This is a genomic window from Brevibacterium ihuae (assembly GCF_900184225.1).
GTDB classification, from domain to species: Bacteria; Actinomycetota; Actinomycetes; order Actinomycetales; family Brevibacteriaceae; genus Brevibacterium; species Brevibacterium ihuae.
This window is the reverse complement of record NZ_FXWZ01000002.1, coordinates 580,297-604,496: the sequence shown is the minus strand read 5'-3', so window position 1 is coordinate 604,496 and position 24,200 is coordinate 580,297. Positions and strand designations below refer to the sequence as shown.

General features: G+C 70.7%; 21 protein-coding genes, 2 tRNA genes and 1 pseudogene. 16 read left to right on the top strand and 8 right to left on the bottom strand.

Going from position 1 to position 24,200, the window contains the following annotated elements:
• Positions 1-45: 45 nt before the first annotated feature.
• The 4 genes from C1A17_RS02765 to C1A17_RS02750 form a co-directional block, all read right to left on the bottom strand.
• Positions 46-465 (bottom strand): acyl-CoA thioesterase, encoded by a 420-nt coding sequence (locus C1A17_RS02765; RefSeq protein WP_101650497.1) that lies wholly within the window; start codon positions 463-465, stop codon positions 46-48.
• Between the two features lie 90 nt (positions 466-555).
• Positions 556-1,359 (bottom strand): 2-keto-4-pentenoate hydratase, encoded by an 804-nt coding sequence (locus tag C1A17_RS02760; protein WP_101650495.1) that lies wholly within the window; start codon positions 1,357-1,359, stop codon positions 556-558.
• A 9-nt stretch (positions 1,360-1,368) separates the two neighbouring features.
• The gene (locus C1A17_RS02755) at positions 1,369-2,985 is read right to left on the bottom strand and encodes a CYTH and CHAD domain-containing protein (RefSeq protein WP_101650492.1); all 1,617 of its coding nucleotides are present in this window, start codon (positions 2,983-2,985) and stop codon (positions 1,369-1,371) included.
• Between the two features lie 80 nt (positions 2,986-3,065).
• Positions 3,066-4,727 (bottom strand): thiamine pyrophosphate-dependent enzyme, encoded by a 1,662-nt coding sequence (locus C1A17_RS02750; RefSeq protein ID WP_101650490.1) that lies wholly within the window; start codon positions 4,725-4,727, stop codon positions 3,066-3,068.
• A gap of 413 nt (positions 4,728-5,140) precedes the next feature.
• Between C1A17_RS02750 and C1A17_RS02745 the strand changes: the two genes are divergently transcribed.
• The 4 genes from C1A17_RS02745 (at position 5,141) to C1A17_RS02730 (ending at position 8,499) form a co-directional block, all read left to right on the top strand.
• The gene (locus tag C1A17_RS02745; protein ID WP_101650488.1) at positions 5,141-5,926 is read left to right on the top strand and encodes an amino acid ABC transporter ATP-binding protein; all 786 of its coding nucleotides are present in this window, start codon (positions 5,141-5,143) and stop codon (positions 5,924-5,926) included.
• A 67-nt stretch (positions 5,927-5,993) separates the two neighbouring features.
• On the top strand, positions 5,994-6,905 hold the full coding sequence (locus C1A17_RS02740; protein WP_101650486.1) for a glutamate ABC transporter substrate-binding protein: 912 nt from the start codon (positions 5,994-5,996) through the stop codon (positions 6,903-6,905).
• A 104-nt stretch (positions 6,906-7,009) separates the two neighbouring features.
• A complete protein-coding gene (locus C1A17_RS02735; protein ID WP_101650484.1) occupies positions 7,010-7,672 on the top strand; it encodes an amino acid ABC transporter permease in 663 nt (220 codons plus the stop codon).
• The gene (locus tag C1A17_RS02730; RefSeq protein WP_101650482.1) at positions 7,669-8,499 is read left to right on the top strand and encodes an amino acid ABC transporter permease; all 831 of its coding nucleotides are present in this window, start codon (positions 7,669-7,671) and stop codon (positions 8,497-8,499) included. Before C1A17_RS02735 ends, C1A17_RS02730 begins: the two co-directional genes overlap by 4 nt.
• A gap of 36 nt (positions 8,500-8,535) precedes the next feature.
• On the opposite strand, the gene C1A17_RS02725 is transcribed toward C1A17_RS02730, so the two are convergent.
• On the bottom strand, positions 8,536-9,042 hold the full coding sequence (locus tag C1A17_RS02725; protein WP_101650479.1) for an acyl-CoA thioesterase: 507 nt from the start codon (positions 9,040-9,042) through the stop codon (positions 8,536-8,538).
• 168 nt (positions 9,043-9,210) lie between these two features.
• Between C1A17_RS02725 and C1A17_RS02720 the strand changes: the two genes are divergently transcribed.
• Positions 9,211-9,528: a GNAT family N-acetyltransferase gene (locus C1A17_RS02720; protein ID WP_245873383.1), complete on the top strand. Its 318-nt coding sequence runs from the start codon at positions 9,211-9,213 to the stop codon at positions 9,526-9,528.
• A gap of 84 nt (positions 9,529-9,612) precedes the next feature.
• Here the strand turns inward: C1A17_RS02720 and C1A17_RS02715 are convergent, their stop codons facing one another.
• On the bottom strand, positions 9,613-10,956 hold the full coding sequence (locus tag C1A17_RS02715; protein ID WP_101650478.1) for a transglycosylase family protein: 1,344 nt from the start codon (positions 10,954-10,956) through the stop codon (positions 9,613-9,615).
• Positions 10,957-11,153: 197 nt separating this feature from the next.
• Positions 11,154-11,226: transfer RNA gene (locus C1A17_RS02710), tRNA-Asn, on the bottom strand.
• A 207-nt stretch (positions 11,227-11,433) separates the two neighbouring features.
• Here C1A17_RS02710 and C1A17_RS02705 point away from each other — a divergent pair.
• The 3 genes from C1A17_RS02705 to C1A17_RS02695 are packed head-to-tail and all read left to right on the top strand — an operon-like array spanning position 11,434 to position 14,238.
• Positions 11,434-12,393 (top strand): DMT family transporter, encoded by a 960-nt coding sequence (locus C1A17_RS02705; protein WP_180953192.1) that lies wholly within the window; start codon positions 11,434-11,436, stop codon positions 12,391-12,393.
• Positions 12,372-13,562 carry a glycosyltransferase gene (locus tag C1A17_RS02700; RefSeq protein ID WP_101650473.1) on the top strand — a complete coding sequence of 397 codons (1,191 nt, stop codon included), beginning with the start codon at positions 12,372-12,374 and terminating at the stop codon, positions 13,560-13,562. The genes C1A17_RS02705 and C1A17_RS02700 overlap by 22 nt, the downstream gene beginning before the upstream one ends.
• Positions 13,543-14,238 (top strand): flavin reductase family protein, encoded by a 696-nt coding sequence (locus tag C1A17_RS02695; RefSeq protein ID WP_101650471.1) that lies wholly within the window; start codon positions 13,543-13,545, stop codon positions 14,236-14,238. Before C1A17_RS02700 ends, C1A17_RS02695 begins: the two co-directional genes overlap by 20 nt.
• Positions 14,239-14,535: 297 nt before the next feature.
• Here the strand turns inward: C1A17_RS02695 and gluQRS are convergent, their stop codons facing one another.
• Positions 14,536-15,468 carry a tRNA glutamyl-Q(34) synthetase GluQRS gene (gene gluQRS / locus C1A17_RS02690; RefSeq protein WP_101650469.1) on the bottom strand — a complete coding sequence of 311 codons (933 nt, stop codon included), beginning with the start codon at positions 15,466-15,468 and terminating at the stop codon, positions 14,536-14,538.
• 76 nt (positions 15,469-15,544) lie between these two features.
• Between gluQRS and C1A17_RS02685 the strand changes: the two genes are divergently transcribed.
• The 8 genes and pseudogenes from C1A17_RS02685 (at position 15,545) to C1A17_RS14415 (ending at position 24,182) form a co-directional block, all read left to right on the top strand.
• Positions 15,545-17,047, top strand: coding sequence for an MFS transporter (locus tag C1A17_RS02685; RefSeq protein ID WP_101650467.1), 1,503 nt, complete (start codon positions 15,545-15,547; stop codon positions 17,045-17,047).
• A gap of 100 nt (positions 17,048-17,147) precedes the next feature.
• Positions 17,148-20,360 (top strand): beta-phosphoglucomutase family hydrolase, encoded by a 3,213-nt coding sequence (locus C1A17_RS02680; RefSeq protein WP_101650465.1) that lies wholly within the window; start codon positions 17,148-17,150, stop codon positions 20,358-20,360.
• A gap of 195 nt (positions 20,361-20,555) precedes the next feature.
• Positions 20,556-21,809, top strand: a complete 1,254-nt coding sequence (locus C1A17_RS02675) for an EAL domain-containing protein (protein ID WP_101650463.1) — start codon at positions 20,556-20,558, stop codon at positions 21,807-21,809.
• Positions 21,810-21,818: 9 nt separating this feature from the next.
• Complete coding sequence (rraA, locus tag C1A17_RS02670) at positions 21,819-22,283, top strand: ribonuclease E activity regulator RraA (protein WP_101650461.1); 465 nt, start codon at positions 21,819-21,821, stop codon at positions 22,281-22,283.
• Between the two features lie 75 nt (positions 22,284-22,358).
• A tRNA-Ile gene (locus C1A17_RS02665) sits at positions 22,359-22,432 on the top strand.
• 185 nt (positions 22,433-22,617) lie between these two features.
• Positions 22,618-23,388 (top strand): AMP-binding protein, encoded by a 771-nt coding sequence (locus C1A17_RS14680; RefSeq protein WP_281258679.1) that lies wholly within the window; start codon positions 22,618-22,620, stop codon positions 23,386-23,388.
• A pseudogene (locus tag C1A17_RS14675) lies at positions 23,304-23,693 on the top strand (AMP-binding protein); the annotation flags it as partial. The gene C1A17_RS14680 and the pseudogene C1A17_RS14675, both read left to right, overlap by 85 nt.
• 171 nt (positions 23,694-23,864) lie before the next feature.
• The gene (locus tag C1A17_RS14415; RefSeq protein ID WP_245873477.1) at positions 23,865-24,182 is read left to right on the top strand and encodes an AMP-binding enzyme; all 318 of its coding nucleotides are present in this window, start codon (positions 23,865-23,867) and stop codon (positions 24,180-24,182) included.
• Positions 24,183-24,200 lie beyond the last annotated feature (18 nt).

Here is a 24,200-nt window from a genome sequence, read left to right as displayed (position 1 = left end):
CGATCTCGGGGCGCGGCAGTGCGCGCCGGTCGCTGCGACACGGGTTCAGTTCTCGGGCAGGAGGCCGGTGAAGTACTCGCGCATCGCGTCGTCGAAGGGTTGGGACTTCCGGGTCGAGGTGTTGATCTGCACGACGACGGATTCCCCGGCAGCGCACAGCCGGCCCTCGTTGAACAGCGCCTGCTCGACGACGAGCGAGCTCGTGCCGATCCTCTTCACCCGCGATCCGACCTCGACCGTGCCCGGCCAGTGGGTCTCCTGGAGGTACTTGATGGTGATCTGCGCGATGACGAACTCCGCGTCGTCGTGCTCGGAGGCCTCGTGCGCGCGGTTGATGAATTCGACGCGCCCGGTCTCGAAGAACGTCGAGTAGACGGCGTTGTTGATGTGCCCCTGCTTGTCGGTGTCCGCGTACCGGAGCTTGTCGTAGGTGCGGATCGGGAAGTCGTCGATCGTATCGGTCATGCTCTCATCGTGCCATGAGAGGCCGGTCACCGGAACCATCGGCCCGGGTGGCGGACGGCCGGCGCCCGGAAGCGCGCCCGAGAGGTCCGCTCACTCCGCGGTCATGCCGACCGTTCCGAGAGGTCCGAAATCGGCGTGCACGCGGGTACCGGGGGAGAGCGGGATCGGTTCGCAGACGATCCCGGTGGTCACCACCTGGCCGCCGCGCAGCGCGATCCCCAGCGGGGAGAGCTCGTTCGCGATCCAGGTCAGGGCGTCGAGTGGGCCGTCGAGCACGTTCGACCCCCGGCCGGTGAGCCGGCGCACGGAGCCGTCGGCGGAGGTCACCGCGATGGCGACATCGAGCGTGCCGAGGTCGAGGTCGCGCCACCCGGCGGGTGCGGCGGGACCGAGGACGAACTCCGAGACGCAGGCGTTGTCGGCGGTGAGCTCGGCGACGCCGACCTCGGCGAAGCGGACGAGCCGGGTGTCGGGGAGTTCGATCGCGGGGTGGGCCGTGGAGACGGCGGCACTGACCTCGGCGACGCTGTAGGCGCCCTCGCGCGGCGGGAGGTCGTGGCCGAGGGTGAAGGCGAACTCGACCTCGGCGAGCGCCATGATCCGGCGTCCGAGGCGCAGCGTGCCGCCGTCGGCGATGACGTCCTCGGCGAGGATGCGCCCGGCGATCGGCGCATCGATGTCGAGGTGGGCGCGACCGGCGGCGCTCGTCGCGGCCATCTTCCATCCGTAGAGCGGCTCGGAGCTGCGCTGTTCGACATGCGCCGCGATCGCGTGGCCCTCCGCTCGGGAGAGCGGGGTGAGGCTGCCGGGCAGGCGGTCGATCGGCGTCCGGGAGGCGCGCGCCTCGCCGAGCACGGCGGCGGCCTGGCGGATCTGTGCGGGAGAGAGGTCCATGGGCCGACCCTACTCCGCGCCGTCCCCGGGATGCAGGCGGGCGAGCAGCTTCGCGGTCTTCTTCAGAGCTTTGGCCTGGACGGGCAGCTCAGCGGCGTGGAGGATCCCGTACCCGAAGGACTTCTCGCCCTTCTTCTCCGCCCGGCGCGCGGTGGCGAGCACGTAGTCCTGGAACATCACCGAATCGCGGTGCGTGCCGAGCGCTGTCTGGAGCTTCTTCGCGACCGTCATCCGGTCCTGCAGATCCGCACCCAGGTCGAGCGACGAGCCCTCCTCGACGGCGGCGACCGCATAGCGCAGGCGCTTGGCCTCCTTCCGGACCTCGTGGAGGAGCTCGATCCGCTCGGCCTCGTCGGCCTCGGACTCGGCGCGGGCGGCGTGCTCGAGCAGGCTGTCGACCTGGGCGGAGGCGAGGGGACCCAGGGCGGCTGCGGCATCGGAGCGCTGCTCCTCGGTGAGGTCGGGTGAGAGCGGCACCCGCTGCGCGTAGGCATCGATGAGGTCGAGCTGCTCGGCGTAGCGGCGGCTGCGCAGCGCCCGCAGCAGGTCCGCATGGGCGGTCCGGTACTCCTCGGCCTTGGTCCGGCGGAGTCGGCGGGCCGCCTTGACCGGGATGAGGGCGGCGGTCCGCCCGTCCGCACCTCCCGGCAGCGCGGCGATCCGCTCGTCGACCTGGTCGCGGAGCACTTCCGCATCGCGGGCCGCGGACAGCAGACGACCGAGCTTCTTGAGCACCGAATCGATCGCGGCGCGCGGTTCGGGGTCGAGGAGCGGGGCGTAGATCTGGAGCACCGAGCGCAGGGTCCGGGCTGCCACCCGGTACTGGTGGACGGAGTCCTCGACGTCGCGTCGGACGAGCGGATCCCAGGACTTGAGCCGGCGGACCTGGATCCGGGCCGCGCGCGTGAGCACGGAGCCGAGGTCGGCGGCCTCTCCGAGAGCCTCCGGGTCGAGCGGGTCGGCGGGACGCCCGAGCACCTTCTCGAGCTTCGAGCCGGCCTCCGACGGCCGGGCCCCGGCGGCGAGGAGCGCGGATTCGACCGCGTCGAGGAAGGCGGGGACCGATTCGGGACCGCCGAGGAGGGTCGGGTTGACGACCTCGACCTCCCATTCGCGCCAGTGGCGCACCCGCGAGTCGGCACGGGACCCGGCCGCCATCGCCGCCACCTGGTCGTCGCACACCTCGGCCATCACCCGGCCCTGCGCATCCATGAGCTCGACGACCGAGCGCAGCGTATTCATGCTGAGCACGGGGAGGAGCGTCCGGCGACGGACGTGGACCCGGACGAGATCGGCGATCTCCTTCGGCACCCGGTAGGGAGCGGTCTCGGCGGGGCCGCCGTCGGTCCTCTCCGCCGAGGAGAGCGGGACCTGCATCTCGATCCGGTGGGCACCGGAGGGGATCTTGACGTGCCAGCCGGCGTCGGGCCCGCCCGCGCGCCGACGGAGGATGACCCCGTTCGCCGCGAGCACCCGGTCGCGGGTGTCGAAGTAGACGGCCTCGAGGGTGACGGGCGGCCGGTACTGCGCCCGGGAGACCCCTGCCGCTCCGTGGAGGCGGGGCAGGGAGGCCTGCGTGGTGATGTCGTACTTGCGTTCGATCTCGAGGAGCACGCTCTCGTCCATGCCTCCATTATGGCGGTTCGACGCGCACGCACGACGACGGCGCCGCACCCATGGGTGCGACGCCGTCGGGTCCGGCGGACTCAGTAGGCCTTGACGCGCTGCTCCACGATGATGTGGATGAGGGCGAACTCGCCCCGCTCGATCGCGGCGAACGCCGTGTCGAGTGCCCCGGGGACCTCGGAGTCGCGCTCGACGCGCACCCCGACGCCGCCGAAGGCCTCGGCGAGCTTGGCGAAGTCCGGGTTCTCCAGCTGCGTGCCCGACACCCGGTCGGGGTAGTCGCGCTCCTGGTGGGTGCGGATGGTGCCGTACTCCTGGTTGTCCATGACGATGACGAGCGGGGTGGCGCCGTACTGCTTGGCCGTCGCGAGCTCCTGACCGTTCATGAGGAACTCGCCGTCGCCCGCGATCGAGATGATCTGGCGGCCGGGGTAGTTGAGGGAGGCGGCCACCGCGGACGGGACCGAGTAGCCCATCGAGCCGTTGCGGGCCGAGATCATCGAGGCGTACCCGTTGGTCGGGAAGTAGCGGTGGGCCCAGTTCGTGTGCTCGCCGGCGCCGAAGGTCACCATCGCGTCCTCGTCGAGGCGGGGGACGAGATTGGCCATGAGGGTCGCCATCTTCGCCTGGCCGTCGCCGGGCTCGGCGTCGGGGAGCGCGGCGAAGGCGACCTGCCGCTCACGCAGCTCGTTCGTCCACTGCCGCCATTCGTCGCGCACCGCGAGGTCCATCCGCACGAGGTCGCGGATGAACACCTCGGGCTTGGCGACGATCTGGTGGCTCACCGGGCCGGAGCGCCCGCGCAGGGCCGGATCGATGGTGACGAGGAAGTTGCTCTTGTCCCAGTTCTGGCGGGCGGTGAAGCCGTCGGTGATGACGTCGCCGGGGACCGTGCCGACGAAGACGAGCAGATCGGACTCCTCGAGCACGCTGCGGGTGTGCTGGGGCCGGCCGTAGCCGAGCGGCCCGACGTAGCTCGGGGAGGTGAACGGGACGGTGCCCTCGCAGCGCCATTCCGCGGCTGCGGGGAGGTTGTGGGACTCGAGCCACCCGGTGAACTGCTCGGCGGCGCGGTGGGTCCAGTCGTTGCCGCCGAACACGAACAGCGGCCGCTCGGCGGCGTGGAGGGCGGAGTTGAGGGCCTTCCAGTCGGTCACCGTCATGCCGCCCTCGGCGATCGGGATCTTCGGGTGGAGGACGCCGTCGTTGCCCTGCTTGATGATGTCCTCGGGGATGCCGACGACCACCGGCCCCGGACGGCCGGAGGCGGCGGCGAACATCGCCTCGGCGACGATCTCCGAGGCGCGCTCGGCGTGGTCGAGGATCATCACGCGCTTGGCGCCGCTGTCGAACCAGGCCTTGGGGTCGAACTCCTGGAAGGCCTCCTTCTCCCGGTGCTCGAAGGGGATGAGCCCGACGAAGAGCACCATCGCGGTCGAGTCCTGCCAGGCGGTGTGGAGGCCCACGTGGGCGTTCGCGGCGCCGGGCCCGCGGGTGACCATCGCGATCCCGGGCACCGGATTCATCTTGCCGTCGGCCTCGGCCATGTAGGCCGCGCCGCCCTCGTGGCGGCAGATCACCGTCTGGATGTCGGAGTCGTGGAGCCCGTCGAGGACGTCGAGGAAGCTCTCGCCCGGGACGACGTAGACGCGTTCGACGCCGTGCTGGGCCAAGGACTTCACGATCATATGTCCGGCCGAAACCGAGTTCGGGACACCTTCGATATCGCGTACCGTAGTCATCGTTCCTGTTCGCTCCACTTCGTTGTGACACCCTGGCGCATCCGTGCAGGTACTCCAGTCTATGCGGGACCCGGTGCCGACCTACCGGCAATCATCCTCGAACGCGTCCGTGTCCTGCACGTCCTCCCGCTATTCAAGACGGTCGGTCCGGTCCGCCGAGCACGACGATTCCCCCGGGTCGCAGCACGGGACGAGGGCGGGCAGCGGGGGAGCGGCTGCCGGTGCCGTGCGCCATCGGATCCGGATCGCCCCCCGGGTCCGCGCCCGCCGGCGACCGATCGGCCCGGCCGAGGTGCCGAGAGTGCCGTCCGACCGCGCAGTAGTGTTACAGATGAGTTGCGATTCGCCGGGAATCACGGCGAAACCCCGCATCCGCGATGAGGTGGGGCGTCCGGATGCCTATTGTGATCCCCATGACATCTGAGGCACATCCGGGACAGACCCCCACCCCGGCCGGCACCGGACGGCCGCTCGTCGAGATCGCGCACATCGACAAGCACTTCGGCGACTTCCATGCGCTCAAGGACATCTCCCTCGACATCCATTCCGGCGAGGTCGTCGTCGTCATCGGCCCCTCGGGGTCGGGCAAGTCGACGCTGTGCCGCACGATCAATCGTCTCGAGACGATCGACAACGGCACGATCAGCATCGACGGCCAGGTCATCCCAGAGGAGGGCCGCTCCCTCGCCCAGCTCCGGTCCGACGTCGGGATGGTCTTCCAGTCCTTCAACCTCTTCGCGCACAAGACGATCCTCGAGAACGTCACGCTCGGACCGATCAAGGTCCGCAAGCTGGGGAAGTCCGCGGCGGAGTCGCTCGCGATGGACCTGCTGCGCCGGGTGGGCGTCGACCACCAGGCCCAGAAGTATCCCGCGCAGCTCTCCGGCGGCCAGCAGCAGCGCGTCGCCATCGCCCGGGCGCTGGCGATGAAGCCCAAGGTCATGCTGTTCGACGAGCCCACCTCGGCCCTCGACCCGGAGATGATCAACGAGGTCCTCGACGTCATGGTCGAGCTCGCCCGCGACGGCATGACCATGGTCGTGGTCACCCACGAGATGGGCTTCGCGCGGAAGGCGGCGAACCGGGTGGCCTTCATGGCCGACGGGGAGATCGTCGAGGTCGCGGAGCCGGAGGAATTCTTCACCAACCCGCAGTCCGATCGCGCCAAGGACTTCCTGTCCAAGATCCTCACCCACTGACCCTCCCATCCCTCACCCCGTACGCAGGGCCCGCCGCTCCGGACGGGTCCGCACCGAAGGAGACACCATGAAGACGATGCACACCCTCCTGGCGGCCTCGGCCGTCGGTATCCTCGCCCTGAGCGCCTGCGGGCAGAGCGGCACTCCGGAGACCGGAGGCGGCGGCGCCGAGGGCGGCGGGGACACCGCGGCCGAGGCGCCCCAGTACGAGGTCGCGAGCGATGTCGACCTGTCCGACAGCCCCACCTGGACCGCCGCAGACGAGGCCGGTTCGATCAAGATCGGCGTCAAGTTCGACCAGCCCGGCCTCGGCAACAAGGACGCCACGGCCGACGAGCCCGCCGGCTTCGACATCGAGATCGCCAAGATGACGGCCGCCGCGCTCGGCTTCGAGCCCGACCAGATCGAGTGGGTCGAGACGGTGTCGGCCAATCGCGAGCCGTTCCTCCAGCAGGGCAACGTCGACCTCGTCGTCGCCACCTACACGATCAACGACGAGCGCAAGGAGGTCGTCGACTTCGCCGGGCCGTACTACGTCGCCGGCCAGGACCTCCTCGTGGCCGAGGACTCCGACATCACCGGGCCCGACGCCCTCGCCGGTACGACCGTGTGTTCGGTCGACGGCTCGACGCCGGCCCAGCGGATCCAGGACGAGTACGGCGACGCCGAACTCGTCACCTACGACACGTACTCGAAGTGCGTCGAGGATCTGCAGACCGGCAACGTCGACGCGGTGACCACGGACGACGCGATCCTCCGCGGCTACGCGGCGCAGTACGAGGGCGAGTTCAAGGTCGTCGGCGAGCCCTTCTCCGAGGAGCCCTACGGCATCGGTCTCCCCAAGGACGACCAGGCGCTGCGCGACGCGGTCAACGACGCACTCGAGCAGGCCGGGGAGGACGGCGCCTGGACCGAGGCGTTCGAGTACACGCTCGGCGACTCGAGCGGCGTCGAGCAGCCGGCGGTCGACCGCTACTGACTGCAGACCCGCACGCGGCGCCCCCGGGGGAGGGCACCCCCCCCGAACCCGGGGCGCCGCAGCGGTCGCATCCCTGACCGTCCGGACCGAAAGCCTGATCGCCCGTGTCATTCCTCGATCTGACTCAGCTGTTCCTCAGCGGCACCTGGGGGACCATCCGCCTGTTCCTCCTCACGCTCGTCGGGTGTCTCATCCTCGGCACGATCCTCGCCGCGATGCGCGTCTCGCCCACCCCGGTGCTCCGGGTCGCCGCGCACACCTATGTCAACGTCGTGCGGAACACCCCGCTGACCCTGGTGATGTTCTTCTGCGTCTTCGGACTGCCCTACCTCGACATCCGGTTCGCCGAGAGCGCCGGACTCAACTCGATGATCCTCGCGACGATCGCGCTCATCGCCTACACCGCCTGCTTCGTGGCGGAGACGCTGCGCTCCGGGATCGCGACCGTCCCGGTGGGGCAGGCCGAGGCCGCCCGCGCGATCGGGCTGACCTTCGGCCAGACCCTCTCGACCGTCGTCCTGCCCCAGGCGATCCGCACGGTCATCCCGCCGCTGGGCAGCGTCATCATCGCGATGCTCAAGAACACGTCGATCGCCTCGGCGTTCAACAACCGCGAGCTCATGTCGGCGATGCGCAACGCAATCGAGCTCCGCGGCGACATGGTCATCACGATCCTGCTCGCCACCGCCGTCGTGTACCTCGTGCTCGCCCTCGTCCTCGGCCGGGTGTTCGACTACCTCGAGAAGAAGCTGGTGATCCTCCGATGAGCGCGCCCACCCAGGTCCTCTTCGACGCGCCCGGCCCCCGCGCCCGGCGGAACAACGTCATCATGTCGATCGTCTCGATCGTCGTCCTGCTCGGCATCGTCGCCTTCATCGTGTGGAAGTTCTATGACGCCGGCCAGCTCGAAGCCGACAAGTGGAGCCCCTTCACCTACACGGGGATCCAGATGGTGCTGCTGCGGGGCATGGGAGCGACGCTGGCCGTCGCGGCCGTCGCGACCGTGCTCGCCCTCGTCGTCGGGCTCACCTTCGCCCTCCTCCGCCTGGCCCCGACGCGGGCGATCAGCCTGCCGTCGACCATCGTCCTCGAGGTGTTCCGCGGCGTGCCGGTGCTGCTGCTGATCTTTGCGACCTTCATGCTGTTCGGGAACCGGATCGGTCCGTTCTGGTCGGTCGTCATCGGTCTGACGCTCTACAACGGGATGGTCATCGCGGAGATCATCCGTGCCGGCATCCTCGCGGTGCCGAGCGGACAGCGCGAAGCGGCGATGGCGATCGGGATGCGCGGCTCGCAGACCATGGGCCACGTCCTGCTCCCGCAGGCGCTGCGGGCCATGATGCCGACTCTCATCGCGCAGGTCGTCGTCCTCCTCAAGGACTCCGCGCTCGGCTTCATGGTGACGTACCAGGACCTGCTCTACCAGGTCAACGCGATCGGCCGGCAGTACAACAATCTGCTCCCGACCTTCATCGTCGGTGCGCTGCTCTACATCGCCATCAACATGCTCGTCGCCGCCCTCGCGCAATGGCTCGAGCGTCGTCTGCAGTCGAAGACCGCCGGGGGAGCGGGGCCGGCGAAGGTCATCGACTGACCTCCTCCGGACCGCACGCTCCTCCGGACCGAGCGGTCAGCGGCGCACGCCCATGGCGCCGCACAGCGGGGCCGGCCAGTCGAGCTCACGGTCGGCGGCGACCGCCGACTCGAGCGCCTCGCGGAAGTGGTCGGGGAACGGCGCGGCCTTCCGCGCGGTCATGTCGACGTGGACGAGGACGACCTCGTGCACTGCGGCGACCCGCTCGTGCGTGCGGTCGAGGACGATGGTGATGAGGTGGACGGACTTCGGCCCGACGTCCACGCAGCGGACGTGGGCGGAGAGCTCCTCGCCGAGCCGGAGCTCGCTGAGATAGGTGATGTGGTTCTCGGTGGTGAAGAGCCCGGTGGGCGGGTCCGCCTCGTAGAGGTCCTGGAGGCCGAGGTTCCGGCAGAACGTCCACGACCCGTCCCCGCCGATGTCGAAGTAGTGATTGATGTTCATGTGCCCGTTCTCGTCGATCCACTCCTCGGGCACGGTCGCCTCGACGATGGTGGGCAGGGCGGCGACCTGGTCGAAGGTCGGGGCGGTGAAAGCGGCCACGGCGGGCTCCTCCTGTGTTCGGCATCAGCGACGACCCCTCGAATATATCGGAGACCCGCCGGCCGCGGCCGCATCGCGGGAGGCCGGCGCTCCGGTGACCCCGGGGCCCGGTCCGCCGCTCGGATAGACTCGAAGCCGTCCAGCGGTCGCACATCGAAAGGGGGAGCCGTGAGCACTCCGGTTCTCGTCACCACGCCCGTTGAGGTCGTGGACAACATGACGCACGAGCGGTTCGAGCTCTGGACATCCGGGCCCGAGCGCTCATTCGTCGGCTTCGTCGCCTATCAGCTCGAGGATCCCGGGGTCTACGACCTGCGGCACACGATCATCTCCGAGTCCTACGGTCGCCAGGGGTACGCGCGCACGCTCGTCACCCTCGTGCTCGACCAGCTGCGCGAGCGCGAGCAGCGGATCGTGCCGACGTGCTCGTACGTGCAGCGCTACCTCGAGCGGTTCGAGCAGTACGGCGACCTCGTCGCCTCCTGACGCGGCGCCCTGCGCAGACGACTCGGGCCCGTTCCGCATGGTGCGGAACGGGCCCGAGTCGTCGGATGCCGGGTGAGCGCGAGGTCAGCGGAGCCCGAGCTTGCGGGAGCACGACGGCCAGGCTCCCCAGCCCTGCGCGGCCTGGGTCTTCTCCGCGATCGCGATCTGCTCCTCGCGGGTCGCGAGGTGGGCGTTGGAGGCGTACCGGTGGCCGCCGAACGCCTTCCACGTGCTCGCGGAGAACTGCAGGCCGCCGTAGTAGCCGTTGCCGGTGTTGATCGACCAGTTGCCGCCGGACTCGCACTGTGCGAGCCGGTCCCACACCGGGTCGATGTTCGAGTGGGTCTTCTTGCCGCCCTGGAAGTTCTGCTCCCAGCTCTGATCGCCGACCTTGCGCTCGGCGCCGGTGGGATAGCCCCACGAGCCGTTCTCCCAGCCGGTCTGCGCCCATTTGCGCTGGATGGCGCCCTTGGTGGCGTGGGCCCCGGTCGTCGGCGACCAGTGGATCTGACCCTTCTGGAACTTCTGGTAGCAGCCGCCGCCCTTGAGTCCGCAGCGCTCGCCGCTCACCGGGTAGCCGAGGTCGCCGGTCTCGTGTCCGTTCCAGGCCCAGGAGCCGGCGATCGCACCGGTGGTGGCGTGGGCCCGGGTGGCGGGCGACCAGTGGATCTCACCGCGCTGGAAGCGCTGGTAGCAGCCGCCGCCGGCGAGCCCGCAGCGCTCGCTGCCGACCGGGTAGCCGAGCTTGCCGCCCTCGAAGCCGTTCTGGCCCCAGGTCGAACGGATACCGCCCTGGGTCGGATGCGCTCCGGTGCCCGAGGACCAGTGGATCTGTCCGTGCTCGAACCACTGGTAGCAGCCGCCGCGGGTGAGACCGCACTGCTCGTTCGAAGTCGGGTAGCCGAGGTCGCCGGACTCATGGCCGGTGCCCGCCCAGGAGTTGGCGATGGCGCCGAGCGTCGCGTGGGCGCCGGTGGCCGGCGACCAGTGGATCTCGCCGGACTGGAAGCGCTGGTAGCAGCCGTCGTCGCGGAGGCCGCAGCGCTCACCGCTCGTCGGCTTCCCGAGGTCGCCGGACACGCCGCCGAGGTCGCGCCAGGTCGAGCCGATCGCGCCGCCCACGGTGTGGCCGCCGATGGTCGTGCTCAGGCCGTCTCCGGTGCGCGACTCCTCGGAGGGTTCGTCGCTCGGCTCGTCCGACGGCTCCTCTGCCGGAGGGGCCGGGGGAGCGGGGGTCGTGTCCTCGGTCGCGGGGGCGTCCTCGGTCCCGGAGTCCTCGGTCTCGGACTGCGTGGTGTCCTCGCCGCCCGAACCGGAGCTGCCGCCGAGTCCGGGAGCTGCGTGGCTCGCTGTCAGCCCCAGCTGGGCGGCCATGGCGAGCGACGCGAGGGCGACGGCGCTGCGCCGCGCAAGAGTGGTGATCCGCATGCATGTCTCCATCGATCGGACCGCGGTGCTCGTGCACGGAGATCCGGCGGTCCCAGCACACACGGCAATGTCGTTATCGCATGGTAACCATTACTCGACGGTTATGTCAGATTGTCACAACATTGCAATATTCGGGCCGCGTCCGCCGGGAACGAAGAAGGCGGGATCCGGAGTCCCGGATCCCGCCTGTCGCCGTGCTCCCCCGGCTGGGCTCGAACCAGCGACCCTTCGATTAACAGTCGAATGCTCTGCCAACTGAGCTACGGAGGAAGAGCGTGCCGCACCGGGCACGCGAGAGACCACTGTAGCACCGCCGTGCCGTGGGGTCCAAGTCCGCTCCCCGTGAGCCGGCGCACATCGCGGGCGGGGGAGGTCCCCCGGGTGGGCGCTGGGGGTTTCCTCCGACTTCGTCCTCGAACACCGGTACGGCGGCGGAACTCCGGCTCGTGGGCTTCCCGACTGCTTAGACTGTTCGGCGTGACCACGCCCATCGCCATCCTCCTCGCCGCGCTCTCCGCGGTCGGTCTCGCGTTCGGGGCGATGTTCCAGCACCGCGGCGTCGTCGACGCGCACGACCACGGCGGGGGATTCCGGCTGCGGACGTTCCTCCGCCTCGTCCGGAGCCCCGTGTGGATGCTCGGCCTGCTGTGCCTCGGCCTCGGGACCGTCGCCAACATCATCGCGCTCTCGATCGCGCCGGTCATGGTGGTGCAGCCCATCGGCGCGGTCTCGCTGCTGATCTCCATCCTCCTCGCGGCGCGCTACCGGGGGCTGCGGATCACGCCGCGGATCGCGGTCGCCGTCGCGGTGTGCGCCCTCGGCGTCGCGGGATTCGTCGGCGTGTCCGCCTCGATCGCGAGCTCCCGGGTCCACCCCGGCGCGGAGTCCCACCCCGTCGCCTGGATCGCGTTCGCGATCTCCGCGGTGTTCCTCGTCGTCGTGCTCGTGTGGCGCCGGCCGCCGCAGCTCCTCCTCGTGCTCGGGGCCGGCCTCCTGTTCGCGTGCGTCGCGACGACGACGCACCTCGTGAGCAACCAGCTCATCCACGCCGGCCTCGGCGCGGTGTCCTGGCTCAACCTCCTCGCCCTCGCCGTCGCCGGGGCGATCGGCACGTGGTTCGTCCAGGCCGCGTACGCCGCGGGGCCGCCGGAGATGGTCATCGCCGGCCTCACCGTGGTCGACCCGATCTTCGCCGTCGTCCTCGGCTCGCTCGTGCTCGGCGAGGCGGCCGGGGCACCGCCGGTGACGGTGGCGCTCATGGTGCTCACCGGATTGGTCGCGTGCTCGGCGGTCGTTGTATTGTCCCGGTATCACCCGGACGTCATCGAGCGCGAGGAGGCCCGCCGCTCGACCCGCACCGTGGTCGCCCGCGCGGGACTCGCCCCTCGCCCGCCCCCGGAAGGACATCCACCGGAATGGCACACCCGCCGCCGCTGACCATCTGCATTCCTGCCGAGACCTATGCCCCGGAGGTCAACGGCGCGGCGAAGTTCACCGAGCGCCTCGCTGCCGGGCTCGCCGCCCGCGGCCATGCCGTCCACGTCATCTGCCCCTCGCCCACCGGGGTCCCGAGCACGGTCCGGGAGAACGGGGCCCTCGTCCACCGGATCCGCTCCCACCGCTGGCCCCTCCACCCGACGTGGACGATCTGCATGCCGTGGGAGACGCAGCCGGCGGTCGCCCGGCTGCTCGACGACATCGCCCCCGACGTCGTCCACACGCAGGCCCATTTCGTCATCGGGCGGTACGCCTTCTCCGAGGCCCGGAAGCGCGGGATCCCCGTCGTCGCGACGAACCACTTCATGCCCGACAACGTGCGGCCGTACCTGCCGGTGCCCCGACCGCTCGTCGACATCGCGACCGGAACCGCCTGGTGGGACCTCAAGCGGAAGTTCCAGTCCGCGGACCACATCACCGTGCCCACCCAGCTCGCGGCGGATCTCCTCACCTCGAACGGCTTCGACCACCCGATCCAGGCGGTCTCCTGCGGCATCGACCTCTCGGCCTTCCGCGCCGCCGCACCGGAGGACGTCGCGGGCGCCCGGGACGGTGCGCCGACCGTGCTCTTCGTCGGGCGGCTGTCGAAGGAGAAGCACATCGACGACATCGTCCGGGCCCTCGCGCGCACCGATCCGGCGCTCGGCCTGCGGGCCGTGATCATCGGGACGGGAGACCAGGCTCCGGCGCTGCGCGCCCTCGCCGCCGAGCTCGGGGTGGCCGACCGGGTCGACCTCCGGGGCAAGGTCGACGACCGGGCGCTCGTCCGTGCGTACCAGGAGGCGAGCTTCTTCTGCCTGCCGGGCACCGCGGAGCTCCAGAGCATCGCGACGCTCGAGGCCATGGCGTCGGCCAACCCGGTCGTCCTCGCCGACGCCGTCGCGCTGCCCCATCTGTGTGAGCACGGCGTCAACGGGTACCTGTTCGAACCCCGTGACGTCGACGCGCTCGCCGACTGCTTCACCCGGCTGTGCTCCATGGGCGCCGCCGAGCGCGCGGAGATGGGCCGGGCCTCCCGCGCGGCTGCCGCGCGCCACGACATCACCGCCACCCTCGACACATTCGAGGGCATCTACCGGAGGCTCATCGATGACTCCCGTGCCGCCTGAGCAGACCGACCCCGGCAGGACCGTCCCCGGCGGGACCGTCTCCGGCGGGTCCGCGGACACCCGGACAGGGCTCCCGGCGGGCCGGCCGGACATGCGGACCTTCGACGCGGCCGACGTCGAGGCGACCCGGCGCCTGATGTACGGGCTCGTCGTCCCGCGTCCCATCGCCTGGGTGACGACCGTCGATGCCGCCGGTACGGTCAACCTCGCGCCCTTCAGCTTCTTCACCGTGGTGTCGACCCGACCGGCGATGATGGGACTGGCGATCACCCCGGACCATACGTCCGAGGTCCACAAGGACACGTGGCGCAATCTCGACACCGGTGGCGAGCTCGTCATCCACTCGGTGTCGGAGGCGAACGCCGCAGCCATGCACGCGAGCTCGCGGCCGCTGCCGCGGGAGCGGAGCGAGGTCCGCGAGCTCGGGCTCGCCACCGCCCCGAGCGATCTCGTCGCCCCGCCGCGCCTCGTCGACGCCGATTCGGCCCTCGAGTGCCGGGTGGAGACCCGGCTGCGGCCGGGCCAGGAGGAGTTCTTCGTCGTCCGCGTGCTGCGTGCCCACGTCTCCGGTGCGCTGAGCGACGAGGTCGGCCACATCGACATCGCGGCCCTCGATCCGGTGGCCCGGGTCGGACGCCACTACGCGCACCTCGCGGAGCAATACCGCCTCGGCTGACCGGCCCCAAGGTCTCGACCGGTAGCAGCGGATTCACCCGGTGCCCGAGGGCTCACCAGGTGCCTGATGCTCCGACCAGCGCCTGAGGTTTCGATCAGTGCCTGAGGTTGCGATCCGGTGCGGTTCAGACCGGGATTCCGTACCGGATCGAAACGCGAGCGGGTGATCGGAACGTGAGTGAGCCCTGACGACCGGGGTCGCGGCCAGCCAGTCCCCGGACGAGCGCTGACGTGGCCCGCCTGCCCCCGTGTGAGCGCTGAGTGAGGTCTGCGGCGCATCCCGGCCCAGGGGCGCGGTTCAGGCCTCCGGCGGGGTGAAGGTCACGGGGCGGCGGTCGAGTCGGGCGAGGTCGAACTCGGCGAGCGCACGCTCCATCCCGTCCCACGGCCCGAATCCGCAGGACTCCCCGAGCCACGCCCACACGTCGAAGCCGAGTGCGGTGAGCTCCCGGAGCGTGACCGCGCCGTCGCGCTTGGCGAGCCGGGCGCCGGTGGGGGAGAGGACGAGGGGCACGTGGACGTAGCGCGGCACCGCGAAGCCGAGGAGCCCGGCGAGGTGGGCCTGCCGCGGCGCGGAGCTCGCGAGGTCGTCGGCGCGCACGACCTGGTCGATCCCGCTCTCCCCGTCGTCGACGACGACCGCGAGGTTGTAGGCGACGACCCCGTCCCCGCGGCGGAGCACGAAGTCGTCGACGACGCCGCGGACGGGCCCGAGCAGATCGTCGGCCACCTCGACCTCCTCGTGCTCGGTGCGGAGCCGGATCGCGGGCTCCCGTCCGTTCTCCCGCAGGCGGGCGCGAGCGGCCTCGCGAGTGCTCGGATCGAGGTCGCGGCAGGTGCCCGGATAGGCGCCGGGGGGAGTGTGCGGAGCCGAGGGGGCGGCCTGGATCTCGCGGCGGGGGCAGTAGCACTCGTAGGTGAGCCCGGCCGCGGCGAGTGCCGAGATGTGCGCGGCGAAGCGATCGGTGCGCGCGGACTGGACGAGCACCGGCGGATCGATCCGGACCCCGAGGCTCTCGAGGTCCGCCCGCTGCCGCTCCGCAGCGCCCTCCTGCACCCGGTCGAGATCCTCGACGCGCCAGCGGAAGGGCCGACCGGTGGAGCGGGCACACAGGTGGGCGAGGACCCCGGTGCGGATGTTGCCGAGGTGGAGGTCGCCGCTCGGGCTCGGGGCGTAGCGGCCGGCGCCGCGCGACGCGGCCTCGGGCGGGGTGCTGCGGGGGACGGGCATGGCATCCACTGTATCGGCGGCCGGCCGCGACCCGTCGCCTTTGCCCTCGTCAGCGGGCGGGTGTAGAGATAGGGGGATGAGCAGCGAGCGGGAACCGGGGATGACGGACGTCCAGCGCACCGTCCTCGCGATCACCCTCGTCCCGCTCTTCATGTCCCTGCTGAGCGTGTCGATCGTCAACGTCGTCCTCCCTTCGATCGAGGAGGGCCTCGGTGCGGGTCCGTCGGGCCTCCAATGGGTGCTCACCGGCTACACCCTCGCCTTCGGCGTCGTGCTCGTGGCGGCGGGACGCGCCGGTGACCTGTTCGGGCGGGCTCCGATGTTCATCGTCGGGGTGGCTCTGTTCGGGCTGGCCTCGCTCGTCGCCGGATTCGCACCGAACACGTTCGTCCTCAACGTCGCCCGCGTCGTCATGGGTCTCGGCTCCGGATTCCTCAACCCGCAGACCGTCGGCCTCATCCAGCAGTATTTCCAGGGCGCGCAGCGCGGTCGGGCGTTCGGGATGTTCGGCGCCGTCGTCGGGATCTCCGTGGCGATCGGGCCGGTGCTCGGGGGAGCGCTCGTCGCGCTGCTCGGAGCGGACTGGGGCTGGCGGGCCTCGTTCCTCATCAACGTCCCCTTCGCGGTCGTCTCGATCCTCTACGCGATCCGCTCCCTGCCCCGCTCCGCGTGGCGCGCGCTCCCCGAGGAGGGGGCAGCCGCCACCGCCGAGGTGCCCGGGGAGCAGTCCGCGTTGCGTCCCCGCCCGGGGCTCCGCGGCGTCGACCTCGACCCCATCGGGATGGTCCTCCTCGCGCTCGGCACCCTCGCCGTGATGTTCCCGTTCCTCCAGCTCGACGCCGGGGCGTGGGTGTGGTCGGTGCTCGGTCTCGGGGTCCTCCTCATCATCGCGTGGGTGCGCTGGGAGGCCGCCTACCGCCGGCGCGGGAGGGCCCCGATGGTCGACCTCGCGCTGTTCTCCACCCGCTCGTTCGCCAACGGCTCACTCCTCATCGCGCTCTACTTCATGGGCATGACGAGCGTCTGGGTGGTGAGCGCGATCTACCTCCAGAGCGGACTCGGCCGCTCCGCCCTCGAAGCCGGCATCGTCGGACTCCCGGCGGCGATCCTCTCCGCGCTCTCCTCCGCCGTCGCCGGCCGCTACGTGTTCCGCTTCGGCCGTCCGATCGTGCTCGGCGGGATCCTCGTCCTGCTCCTCGGGCTCGTGACGAGCGTCGGTGCCGTGCTCCTCCACGAGCGCGCCGGGACGAGCATCTGGTGGCTGCTGCTCACCCTGTCCTTCGTCGGACTCGGCCAGGGCGCGACGATCAGTCCCAACCAGACGCTCACGCTCGCCGACGTCCCGCTGCGCTACGCCGGGTCGGCCGGCGGGGTGCTGCAGACCGGGCAGCGGATCGGCACCGCGATCGGGATCGCGCTCATCACCGCGGTGTTCTTCGCCATCCGGGCCGAGGCCGGCTGGACGCCGGCGTTCGTCGGCGCACTCTGCGTCATCAGCGGCATCGTCGTGCTGTCCGGGGCGGTCGGCGTCGTCGACTGGCTCCAGGGCCGGCGGCCGACCCGTGACCCGGGCGCGTAACGCCATTCATCTTCCCGAAACCTCGTTAGGGTGGACTGTGGGCATACCGATCGCCGGGTGTCCTCGACCCCCGGACGCCACACACCGACGGAGCGCCCCCATGCACACGAGCACCGCACCCGACTACGAGGCCCCTTTCGCGGCGACCCCGCCGTGGTCCGCCGTCGTCTTCGACATGGACGGAGTCGTCACCGACACCGCCTCGCTCCACGCGGTCGCCTGGAAGCAGCTGTTCGACGCGGTGCTCGCCGACGAATCGCTCCCCGGCGACATTGATCGCACGCCCTTCGACGTCGTCACCGACTACCGCGCGCACGTCGACGGGCGCCCGCGCGAGGACGGGGTCCGCACGTTCCTCAACGCCCGCGGAGTCGTGATCCCGGAGGGCGAGGAGTCCGACGACCCCGCGCAGGTCACGGTCCACGGCCTCGCCAAGCGCAAGAACGACTGCTTCAACGCGATCCTCGCCGAGGACGGGGTGCGGGTGTTCGACGGCACCGTGCGCCTCATCAAGCGGCTGCGCGAGGGCGGCATGCCCACCGCGCTCGTCACCGCCAGCCGGAACGCCCCGCTCCTCCTCGAGAACGCGCAGATCACGGACCTGTTCGACGTCATCGTCGACGGACAGGTCGCCAAGGACCTCGGACTGCCGGGCAAGCCGGATCCGGCCACCTTCCTCGAGGCGGCGCAGCGGCTCGGGGTCGATGCGGAGGACACCGCCGTGCTCGAGGACGCGGTCGCCGGGGTGCAGGCGGCCCGGGCCGGCGGGTTCGGACTCGTCGTCGGGATCGCCCGCGACCACAACCGGCGCGAGCTCGAGGCCGCCGGGGCCCATGTCGTCGTCAACGACGTCACCGAGCTCGACCTCGGCGACGTGCGCGACGATCCCTGGGAGCTCTCGTTCGAGGGCATCGAACCCGAGCACGAGGGCCGCCGGGAGGCGCTCACCACGCTGGCCAACGGGTACATGTCGGTGCGCGGGGCCGCTCCCGAATCGCAGGCCGACGGCGTGCACTATCCCGGCACCTACATGGCGGGGATCTTCAACCGCCTCGTCAGCACCGTCAACGACCGCGAGATCGAGCACGAGTCGATGGTCAACCTGCCGCGCTGGGCCCTGTGCGACATCCGCGTCGCCGACGGCGAGTGGTGGTCGGAGGGCGGACTCGAGGTCGTCGAGGAGAACCGCACCCTGTCCTTCCAGACCGGGGTCCTCACCCGCACCGCGGTCCTCGTCGACCCCGAGGGCCGCCGACTGCGGGTCAAGCAGCAGCGCCTCGTCTCCATGGCCCACCAGCACATCGGCGCGATGCTCACCGAGATCACCCCGGTCAACCACTCGGGCCTGATCGCCATCCGGACCGGGGTGGACACCGCGGTCCTCAACGACAACGTCGCTGAGTACGACCAGCTCGCCAAGCGCCACCTCGTCAACCGCTACAACTCGGTGGCCCAGGACGGGACCCTCATCTGCGAGGTCGAGACGACGCAGAGCCATCTGCGGATCGCGATGGCCCAGCGCACGACGATCACCCAGGAGCCCACGCACGCGGTCACCGCGCACGTGCCCGAGGTGTCGCACGCCTACTCGGTGACCACGGTCGAGGACACCCACGCCATCTACCGGGAGTTCGCGGTGCCGGTGGAGAGCGGCTACGCGGTGAGCGTCGACACGACGACCGCGGCGGTGAACTCCCGCGACTCCGCGATCACCTCGGTGCGCGGGGGAGCGGTGCACCAGCTCGACTGGCTGCCCGCCATCGGGTTCCACAACCTCCTGCCCGCCCACACCGCGGCGGTCCAGCGCCTGTGGGAGCGCTTCGACGTCGAGGTCGACGCCGACGACCAGACGCAGCTCATCATCCACCTCCACACCTTCCACCTGCTCCAGTGCCTGTCGCCGCACACCGCCTTCCTCGACGTCGGCACCCCCGCGCGGGGGCTCCATGGCGAGGGGTACCGCGGTCACATCTTCTGGGACGAACTCTTCATCCTCCCGCTCCTCAACCTCCGCCTGCCGGAGATCTCGAAGTCGCTCCTCCTCTACCGCTGGCGGCGCCTCGACGCGGCTCGCCACCATGCCCGGGAGGCCGGGCTCGCCGGGGCGCTCTTCCCCTGGCAGTCGGGCTCGGACGGTCGTGAGGAGACTCCGATCGAGCTCTACAACCCCCGGTCGAAGCGGTGGATGCCGGACAACTCCCGGCGCCAGTTCCACGTCGGGCTGGCGATCGCGTACAACGCCTGGCAGCACTACCGCGCCACCGCGGACACCGGATGGCTCGCCGCGCAGGGCGGCGAGCTGCTCATCGAGGTCGTGCGGCTGTTCGCCTCGATGTCGAGCTACGACGCGACCGACGACCGGTTCCACATCTCCGGCGTCATGGGTCCCGACGAGTTCCACGACGGGTACCCCGGTCGGTCCGGCGAGGGGCTCGTCGACAACGCGTACACGAACGTCATGACCGCCTGGCTGTGCCGCCACGCCGTCGAGATCTTCCGGGTGCTGTCCTCGCACGAGGCGGAGGACCTGATCTTCCGGCTCGGCATCCAGCCCTCCGAGATCACGCACTGGGGACGGCTCGCGGCCCGCCTCGCGGTGCCGTTCAACTCCGACGGGGTCATCAGCCAGTTCGACGGCTACGACGACCTCAAGGAGCTCGACTGGGACGCCTACCGCAAGAAGTACGGCAACATCGGCCGGATGGACCTCATCATGGAGTCCGAGGGCGACAGCTCGAACAACTACAAGCTGTCCAAGCAGGCCGATGTCACCATGCTCTTCTTCCTCCTCGGACCCGAGGGGGTCATCAAGGAGCTGCGGCGGATGGGCTACGAGTTCACGCACGAGCAGGTCGTCGCGACGATCGACTACTACGTCGCCCGGTCGACGAACGGATCGAGCCTGTCCAACGTCGTCAACGCCGGAGTCCTCGCCTCGATCGGACGGGAGGAGGCCTGGGACGCGTGGATGCAGTCCGCGGTCGTCGACATCAACGACACCCAGTGGGGAACCACCCAGGAGGGCATCCACCTCGGGGCGATGGCCGGGACCGTCGACGTCATCGTCCGCGCCTACGCCGGGGTCCTCATCCGCTTCGATCGGATCGAGTTCTACCCCCGGCTGCCGGCGAGCATGGGATCGGTGCGGTTCCGCGTCCTGTTCCAGGGACAGGTCATCGATGTCCGCGTCTACCACGACGAGATCGTGCTCATGTCGCGCTCCCACGAGACCTCCCGCGTCAAGGTCCAGGTGTTCGACGAGCAGCGGTTCCTCGACGGCGGGGCGACGCTCCATTTCACCCTCGACTCCTGATCCGGCGCCCGAGCCCGGGCCGGGGTCCGACACGGGGCGGGCGGACCGTCCGCCCCGTGACGACCGCACCGTGACCGATGCGGCGATCGCGTTGCAGTCTCGTCATATACCCCGCAGCTCGCCGGATCGTGCCCCGCAATGTGAGAAGCTGGTCCGGTTCCGCCCGCCCGGCCCACGGAAGGAGACCATCGCATCGTGACCGCCGACAGCGTCGACGCCACCACCGCCGAACTCGAACGTCTCATCCGCTCGGGCCTCGTCGACACCCATTTCGCCCCGGTCGTCGACCGCTTCACCGGTGATCCCGCCGGCTACACGCTCCAGCACCTCGCGAGCGGCGCGGAGGAGAGCACGGGCACCGCCTCGGCGCGGCTGCGGGACGACATCCGCAGCTCGAGTCTCATCGGCGACTTCGACGCCTCGCTGCGCTCCATCGGTCTGCGGGCCGCGGAGGCGGCCGGCCTGCCCACGCACACCCGGCTGTTCCTCCCGACCGAGCCGGAATCCCTTGTCACCGTCGAGGACCGGACGGACGAGCCCGACCGCTCGGTCATCCTCCAGCTCCATCCCGAGCGGATCGCCGAGCGCCCCGCAGCGGTGCTCCGCTCGGTGCGCCTGGCCCGGACGCTCGGCTGGGGCATCGGGATGGAGGGGATCGGCGCGAACCTCCGCAGCGCGGCGTTCCTCCCCCTCGTCAACCCCTCTGTCGTGAGCCTCCATCCCGCTGTCCTCGACATCACCGACACCGCGCACCTCGCGGAGCTCATCCGCCTGCTCCACGCCCACACCGAGCGCACCGGTGCCGTGATCATGGCGACCGGGGTGCGCGGCGAGGCCGACCTCGAGCGCATCGAGGCGCTCGGCGCGCGGTTCCTCACCGGTCCGCTCTACGGGCGGCCGACGAACACCCCGGTTCCCGTCGCGAATCCGCGCGAGGACGCCCTGGCCGACCACGTCACCCGCAATCTCACGGTGCAGGGGACGCCGTTCACCGCCGCGCGCGGTCTGCGCCGCGACCCGCTCGTCATGGACGATGCTCTCCTCACGGCCCAGATGCAGTCGCTCCAGCGGCGCGCGCTGGCCGCCGGGGGTGAGACCGCGGTCGTCATCGGCGTGTTCGGCGAGGACGCGGACCTCATCGTGCCCACCCGGGAGAACTTCACCGTGCTCCGCGACAGCACCGGCTTCACCGCGATGCTCTCCGGCGGGTTCGAGGAGGTCCCGATCCCCGGCGTGCGGACCGGGCTCGTCGACGCCTCCGACCCGCTGCGCCGGGAGTACGCGATCATCGTCGTCGGGTCCGACTGGTCGGCGATGGTCACCGCCGCCCGGCGCTCCGACCTCGGTCCCGACGGCAGGATCGAGTACGACGTCTACGTCACCACCGAGCGCTACACGTGCGTCGACGCGGCGCGCGGCGTCCTCACCCGGATCCGTCCTCTCGGCTAGGATCGCGTCATGACCGCGACAGCAGACCTCTACGACGAGCGCGGGGACGCGCTCGACTCCGTGTCCCTCCAGTTCCTCGACCTCGGCGGCCGCGCCGCCTTCAGCGGACCCGTCCGCACCGTGGTGTGCCACCGCGACAACGGCCTGGTCAAGCAGATCCTCAACTCCCCGGGGGACGGCGGTGTCCTCGTCGTCGACGGCGGCGGTTCGCTCGAATCGGCGCTCATGGGCGATCTCATCGCGGCGGCCGCGGTCGAGAACGGCTGGGCGGGTGTGATCATCCGCGGTGCGGTCCGGGATCGCACCGCGCTGCGCGAGCTCGACCTCGGCATCAAGGCACTCGGGTCCAACCCCCGGAAGTCCGCGAAAGACGGTGCGGGCGAGGTCGATGTGCCGGTCGTGCTCGGCGATGTCGAGGTGCGCCCCGGCGCGATGCTGTGGGCCGATCCGGACGGCATCCTGATCGAGCGCTGAGGTCTGCTAGCCTGACGACTGCACGCCCGGATCTGCGGTGCGCCGCTCCCGGTCACCGTCGTCCCCGGCGGGCGCGCCCCTGTAGCTCAGCTGGTCAGAGCAGAGGACTCATAATCCTTTGGTCGTGGGTTCAAGCCCCACCGGGGGCACCGACGCGGCACAGCGGAGTGCCGGTCGCATACCGGGAGGGGCTGGGAACGTGACAGCGCAGAGGTCGCACGCCGAGGTCGAGGCGGAGCTCACGGCTCCCGGCGCACCGTTCGAGCTGACCGAGATCGATCGGTCCGGGGTGACCGTGCGGGCGTGGAAGAACGCACCGCCGATTCTGCGGGCGATGATCGAGGCCTCGCGCGTCCACGGGGACGCCGACATGCTCGTGTACGGCGATGAGCGCCTGAGCTACGCCGAGCACTTCCGGCGCGTCGCCGGACTCGCGCGCGGACTCGTCGACACCTATGGGATCGCGCCGGGGGACCGGGTGGCGATCGCGATGCGGAACTATCCGGAATGGTCGATCGCCTTCTTCGCCGCGGCCTGCGCGGGCGCCGTGGTCGTCCCCCTCAACGCGTGGTGGGCCGCCGGCGAGCTCGAGTTCGGACTGCGCGACTCCGGATCGAGCGTCCTGCTCGCCGACGAGGAGCGTTTCGAGCGCCTCGCGAGCCGGCTGCCGGAGCTCGACATCCCGGTGCTCGTTGCTCGACCGTCCGGTGCCGTGCCGGCCGGAGTCCGGGACATGGCCGATGTCCCCGCCGCCGACGCGCTGCCGGACGTCGAGATCGGCCCCGAGGACGGCGCGACGATCTTCTACACCTCCGGCACCACCGGCACACCCAAGGGGGCGTTCGGCACGCATCGGAACATCTGCGGCAACGTCATGAGCGTGCGGTACTCCGCGGCCCGGGAGCAGCTGCGGCAGGGCGCCTCGCTCGCCGAGCTGCTGGCGAACCCGCACCCCCGGGAGCGATCCTCGTGGCCGTGCCGTTCTTCCACGCCACCGGCTGCCACGCCGTCCTCCTCGGGGCGATCAGCCAGGGTGCGGCTCTCGTCCTCATGCACAGGTGGGATCCCGGGGTCGCCCTCGAGCTCATCGAGCGCGAGCGCGTGACGAGCTTCACCGGGGTGCCCGCCATGCTCACCCAGCTCTACCAGCACCCCGACTTCGCGTCCCGGGACCTCAGCAGCCTCACTGGGATCGGCTCCGGCGGCGCGTCCGCGGCGCCGGCTCTCGTGCACCGGACCACCGAGCTCCTCCCGCAGGCGTCCCCGGGCAACGGCTACGGTCTCACCGAGACGTCATCCCTGACGACGGCCAACCGGGGAGCGGACTACGTCGAGAAGCCCGACAGCGTGGGACGGCCGGTGCCGATCTGCGACGTCGACGTCATCGACCCGGCGACCTGGGAGCCGCTGCCCGCCGGCGAGCTCGGGGAGCTGCGGATCAGGGGGGCGAACGTCGTGACGGGGTACTGGAACCGGCCGGAGGCGACGGCCCAGGCGATCGTCGACGGCTGGCTCCACACCGGGGACCTCGCGCGGATCGACGAGGAGGGCTTCGTCTACATCGTCGATCGGGCCAAGGACATGATCATCCGAGGCGGCGAGAACGTGTACTCCGCCGAGGTCGAGGCGGCCATCCACCAGCACCCCGGGATCGCCGACTGCGCGGTCATCGGGATCCCGCACGCGGTGCTCGGCGAGGAGGTCGCAGCGGTCGTCCGGTGCGTCCCGGGGTCGACCCTCGACGAGGGCGGCCTGCAGGAGTTCCTCACCGAGCGGATCGCGAAGTTCAAGATCCCCTCCCACGTCGTCATCCGTCACGAGGACCTGCCGCGCAACGCCCCAGGCAAGCTCCTCAAGCGCGACATCAAGGCCGACCTCGGCATGCCCGGGAACGGCTGATACTCCCCACCCACCACC